Source organism: Vibrio sp. 10N.222.46.A1 (assembly GCF_041473595.1).
Taxonomy (GTDB): domain Bacteria; phylum Pseudomonadota; class Gammaproteobacteria; order Enterobacterales; family Vibrionaceae; genus Vibrio; species Vibrio tasmaniensis_A.
On sequence record NZ_JBFRSN010000914.1, the window covers coordinates 1 to 4,841 of the forward strand.

The 4,841-nt window shown below is 42.5% G+C and carries 6 protein-coding genes; 3 read left to right on the forward strand and 3 right to left on the reverse strand.

From position 1 onward, the window contains the following. Positions 1 to 435: methyl-accepting chemotaxis protein (locus AB4496_RS21925; RefSeq protein ID WP_372131962.1), on the forward strand; the 435-nt coding region annotated here is incomplete at its 5' end. A 106-nt stretch (positions 436 to 541) separates the two neighbouring features. On the opposite strand, the gene AB4496_RS21930 is transcribed toward AB4496_RS21925, so the two are convergent. The 3 genes from AB4496_RS21930 to AB4496_RS21940 all read right to left on the reverse strand — a co-directional run bounded on the left by AB4496_RS21930 (position 542) and on the right by AB4496_RS21940 (position 2,358). Then, complete coding sequence (locus tag AB4496_RS21930) at positions 542 to 943, reverse strand: ACT domain-containing protein (RefSeq protein WP_102258552.1); 402 nt, start codon at positions 941 to 943, stop codon at positions 542 to 544. Between the two features lie 438 nt (positions 944 to 1,381). After that, entirely contained in the window at positions 1,382 to 1,735 is a 354-nt protein-coding gene (locus AB4496_RS21935; RefSeq protein ID WP_240797204.1) for a DUF5329 family protein, read from the reverse strand. A gap of 47 nt (positions 1,736 to 1,782) precedes the next feature. Further along, positions 1,783 to 2,358: a TetR family transcriptional regulator gene (locus tag AB4496_RS21940; RefSeq protein WP_102258551.1), complete on the reverse strand. Its 576-nt coding sequence runs from the start codon at positions 2,356 to 2,358 to the stop codon at positions 1,783 to 1,785. A gap of 256 nt (positions 2,359 to 2,614) precedes the next feature. Between AB4496_RS21940 and AB4496_RS21945 the strand changes: the two genes are divergently transcribed. After that, positions 2,615 to 3,541, forward strand: a complete 927-nt coding sequence (locus AB4496_RS21945) for an SDR family NAD(P)-dependent oxidoreductase (RefSeq protein WP_102258550.1) — start codon at positions 2,615 to 2,617, stop codon at positions 3,539 to 3,541. 2 nt (positions 3,542 to 3,543) lie between these two features. Beyond that, entirely contained in the window at positions 3,544 to 4,563 is a 1,020-nt protein-coding gene (locus AB4496_RS21950) for an MBL fold metallo-hydrolase (RefSeq protein WP_102258549.1), read from the forward strand. Positions 4,564 to 4,841: the final 278 nt, after the last annotated feature.

Sequence of the window (4,841 nt, forward strand, 5' to 3'; positions counted from 1 at the left end):
GCTGGTGAACAAGGTCGTGGTTTTGCTGTAGTAGCAGATGAAGTACGTGTGCTTTCTCAACGAACTCACTCTTCAACAGAAGAGATAAAGTCAACGATTGATGTTTTACAACGCACAACGGCTCAAGCGGTTGATCTTATGGAGAGCAGCTCGAAACTGGCAATACATTCCGTCGAAGATGCCGACCGAGCTTCACATGCGCTAGAAGAGATCAACACAGCGGTGGCTTTGATTAGTGATATGGCGACTCAAATTGCTACCGCAGCAGAAGAGCAAACGCACGTGACGGGTGAAATTACTCAGAACATTACGACCATTAAAGATGTTACCGACCACTTAGTTGTGGGCGCGCAGGATAGCTTAACTGAGTCGAACGAACTTAAGAGTCAAGCCGCTGGTTTAAGCGACAAAGTGGCGACTTTTAAGCTTGCTTAACTGTGTCACTCACTGATGCCTGATCAGTGCGTGATTGTTAAGCAATAAGTCAAAGCGACGTAAATTACGTCGCTTTTTTTGTATTTGTGAGTAATCAAATTATTTATTAATCAGTTTCTGAAAACTCTTTCAGCGCACTCATTGCAGCTTCTGCTTTCTCTTTCTGAACGAAGATATGGTCATGGTAATAACCAGCAATTACGTTGGCGCTAATGCCGTATGAACCTAGCTTGGTGGCAAAAGCGGCTGTTAATCCAACCGCTTCAAGACTCGAGTGGACCGATAAAGTTATCAGGCTAAATACACCGTCGAAGTCTAACTGAGCTTTGGTCGCAACGCCTTCTTCAAGAACCAGTGTTAAACTTTCCTTTTCACGAAAGGTCGCGATTGGTTCGAGTTGAACATAATCTCCCAATCCCCCGTCTACAGTACAAAAAACATAATCACCTTCAATGAGCTCCGGTGACATGGACTTTAGCAGAATGTTCAAATCGGTAATGGCGGTCATCGTCTTTTTCCCTGCGTAATCGCGTTTGTTTATGGTGTTGGATCATGCAGCCAAGATAGAATTTAGTTCTGCATAAGTAAAATTAATAATACTTATTCCACATCAGTATCGTTAATGTCGAGATTCCTTCCATCTTGATGACATCGAACAAGTGCTGAGTGGTGAGATGGAGTGGGACTAAACTCATTATCTCTGTTGTGTTTTAGAAAAGCCTGGAGATTGTGTTACATTTAAGTTGATACACAACTGGAGATATCGATGATCTGGCTTTCAGTGAAAGTACTACAGATTGGACTTGTCTATGGATACAGGAAGTATCAAAAAACGAAAAGAGCTCCAGCTTAGGGGCTCTTTTTTTGTTTGGCACTTTGTTGTTTACTATTTAGCAGGGCAGTAAGTTAGCAGGGCTGAACATTAGAGAGTAAGTAAGCTAAAAAGTTAGCGAGACCGAAAGTCATCAAGTTCGGATTTTAGCCAAACTTCACTACTAACCGATGTTTTGCCTTCACAGTGAACTTGGTAATGGCGCCCACTCAACATACTTTTTGTTGCTGAATACGCGATGAAATCTTCAGCAGACTCAATCTCGTCGGCGTAATAATCAGCTTTCTTTTTTATATGTGCGGCCGCTTCTGGCCCGGTGTGGATTGTACCATTTCGCTCATATTTGCACTGCGTTGATTCAACAAAGGTAAGCAGATGGTCAATCTCTTGTTGAGGAGAGGCGAATGCGAGATTCAGCGATAGTAATTGGCTAGCCATTAACCCACATAGAAACAGTGTACGCTTCATAATCATCCTCTCCCATCTAATCGGCTATTTCAAAAAACGATTAGGAATCAGTGTTTATAGATGGCTTTTTCTAACAAAGAAAAAAGCTGTGTAAATTCTTGTTCAATGGTGTCGCTCTTCCATTCTGGTGAATGAAGTGGGTGGTGGTAACGCACGGTACCAAAAAAGAAGCAGCGTGCAGTGATAGTACAATCCTTAATTTCAAAGACACCTTCTCTAACGCCATCATTCAAAATCGACTCAACTTGCTGCAACAGATGATTGATGTGTTTTGATTTTACGTGCTCGGGTGTTTGTTGTGTTAGTGATGAATATGATTCAAACAACTCAGGCTCACCAATAAAAATTCTTCTTTTAATGGCCGTTAACGCCTCAAACCACTCTCGAAGCCTTAGTGATGCGCTTTCCGGTCTATTTGTGATCTCAGTTAATGGTGCGGTGACACGATCCAGCCATCTTAATGTTATGGCTTCATGCAGTTCTGCTTTAGTTGCAAAGTGTCGGTATACCGTTCCGTGACTCACATCAAGGGCTCGAGCTACGTCAACAACGGTCGTTTTTCTAGGACCGAACTTACGTAAAACGATTTCAGATGCATCTAATATTTTTTCTTTAGTAAGCATTATTCACTACCAATAAATTGTGTCTAAACCCTTATTTAAGGCTTTGAAAATAAGAACTTTCGATAACGACAGTATTAGTCTGATGCTATCGATTACCGCCTACTCAGTCAAACGAGGTCGTCGTTTAATACAAAAGTATTGCCGTTTTGCACAAAAGTTATTGTGCTCTTAAATCAAATTGGTGCGTTGACAATATAATAAATGACATTTATTGTAAATTGTCATTTATTATTATTGAGCCTTCCGGAGCATCACTATGTCGCTAAGTTTTATTGCAAGTCCTCCCCCGAAGGGTAGGCATCGCCGAGTGTTATCGGCCATTATTGGACAGAAAAGAAAACATCATTCATGTCCTGAGTTGCAAAGGCTTGATGGGAAAAGGGTACTTGTAACGGGGGGAACCGCTGGTATTGGCGAGTTCATTACTCGTTCTTTACTTGCTCAAGGTGCGACGGTGACGTCGTTAGCGAGAGGCTTATCGGATGCGACGGATGACATTCTTCATGCCGAGTCAATCTATATGGATCTTGCGGATCCTAAGAGTATTGTCACTGCTGTAAAACAACTAGGGGATACGCCATTCGACATGGTCATTTGTAACGCGGGGCTAGTGTCTAAAAAGGCTGAAATATCGCCTTCCGGTTATGAAAAAACGTTTTCAGTCAATGTTTTAGGTCATCACATTCTTTATCGGCTTCTTATGCAGAAAAAAATGTTGGTTGACGATGCTCGTCTGGTTATGACTAGTGGAGATATTTACATTATGGAAAATGAGTGTTCGGCTGATATTCCTTTTGACGGCACATCCAGCACTTATTCACGAAGCAAGCTGGGGAATTTATGGCAAGTACGCGAGTTATCAAAGCGTTACCCAAATATCCACCCAATTGCGGTTCATCCCGGTGTGGTTGCCAGTGGCTTCGCTGGAAGTAAGAAAGGGTTTCTAGCATGGCTTCGTACTAAACAACTGGTGTCGGAAGAGCAAGGTTCCCACTCCTCTTTGATTGGTGCGACACAAGATCTTCCAAGAGGAAGCTATTGGCACAATGTATTTGGTTTGGTTGATTTACCGGAGAGTGATCCTGGTTGCGATACATCTGGTTCTAGTAAGCTGTGGGACCAACTTGAATCGATTACCGCTCCTTACCTGCAAGCGTGCGAAGTTAAGCCAACAGGAAAATAGAAATGAAATTTCTTTGGATAGTGAGCCTCACCCTTTTAATTAACGCCTGTGCAGAGAGCAAGATGGACACCAGAAAAGCGTCACCTAATTTCAAAAATGGTCAGTTTGAAAATAATACCGATATCAAAACACTGACGTTTTGGCAGATTGTCTGGGCTGGCTTAACTTCTGACGTTGAACAAGCGAATTGGCCAGACACTGTTGAAACGAATGAGGATAAAATGCCTGCTGCTAGGGAGCTAGGAGATAAAGTTCGTATTACGTTGGTAAATCATGCGACCTTTTTAATTCAAACCCAAGGAGTGAATGTACTGACCGATCCTGTGTTTTCAGAAAGAGCGAGTCCGATTTCTTTCGCTGGTCCCAAAAGGGTGCACCAACCAGGGATCGCGTTAGCCAACTTACCATCAATTGATGTGGTGGTGATAAGCCATGATCATTATGACCATTTGGATTTGGACTCTTTGGCGTTCCTCATTAAACGAGATAACCCGAAAATCTATGTGGGGCTTGGAGTGGCGAAACGTCTCCCTTCAAGCGCTAACACCACCGAGCTAGATTGGGGAGAGAGTGTTCAGGTTAATGACATCTTTAAGCTTTGGTTTTTAGAAGTTCAACATAATTCAGGTCGTACTCCCTTCGATAGAAACTCAACGCTATGGGGAGGGTTTTTAATGCATATTGGCGACCAAAAAATCTATTTTGGTGGCGATAGCGGTTATGCCAATCACTACAAATACGCTTATGAGAAGTTTGGACCTGTCGATATTGCCTTTATTCCTATTGGCGCGTATGCACCAAGAGAAATCTTCAAGCCAGTACACCTTGACCCCTTTGAGGCAGTGCAAGCTCATCAAGATCTTAATTCAAAACAGTCGATTGGTATGCATTATGGGACATTTCAAATGACGGCGGAGCCTCGCCTGGAACCTGTTGAGTTGCTTGACGTTGCGAAGAAGGCAGCTCAAGTTCCAGCTTCTGAGTTTATTACGCTTGAAGTGGGTCAACCGACTAACTTTTAGATGCTCAGCTCTTTTTAACCACAAGCTCCTTTTTAATTTCAAATCAATTTTTATCTCAGATCGCTTTAAACGCTAAATAGAGTGTTTGAGCCCTCAAAGACATGGATGTTTTGATATTTCATAATGTTGACCTGTAGCGTCAGGTCCGTTATTTGGTGATGTAATGAAAAACAAACAACCCATACTCGGCAATACGGGTACGTTGATCTTTTTGGTGATGATCAGCGCGTTTCCTCCTTTAACAACCGACCTTTATTTACCAGCTCTTCCTAATATGG